The sequence below is a fragment of the Robertmurraya sp. DFI.2.37 genome (assembly GCF_029211245.1).
Classification (GTDB): Bacteria; Bacillota; Bacilli; order Bacillales; family Cytobacillaceae; genus Robertmurraya; species Robertmurraya methanolica_A.
In genome coordinates, this window is the sequence record NZ_JARGEJ010000260.1 from 1 (window position 1) to 428 (window position 428).

At 37.4% G+C, this 428-nt stretch carries 1 protein-coding gene; it reads right to left on the bottom strand.

The window, feature by feature from the left end; translation table 11 throughout:
* Positions 1 to 428 (bottom strand): hypothetical protein (locus PZE06_RS26395; RefSeq protein ID WP_275792165.1); only part of this gene is annotated, 428 nt, incomplete at both ends.

Here is a 428-nt window from a genome sequence, read left to right on the forward strand (position 1 = left end):
TAACCATTGGCAAATGGGAAATTCGGGGTCAATACAACTTCATTCTGATTAGCAGTATCGGTAATCTTGAATTTTAAATAACCAACAGAAGCTATTTTTCCGCTAATAGTATCAGTCAAGATAACACGAACCAACGGTTCACGATCTTTTGTAGCTTTATTCTGAGTAAATCCCCAAGGTTGCTGCTTACCACCACTTGTCATCTGAGGACGAATAACAGAACCCTTCAATGCAGCATGAGCACTTTCTGAAGTTTCGTTATTACCTTTATGATAACCAACTAATTCGTAAGAATATTTGAAACCATATTTTTCTACAGTACCATCAGCAGCACGAACATCCCATTTTGAATGTGTACCTTCTTTATCTATATTAGTTCTGTGAGTATTGACCAAACGAGCAATATCGATACCATTGCTGTTCCAGAC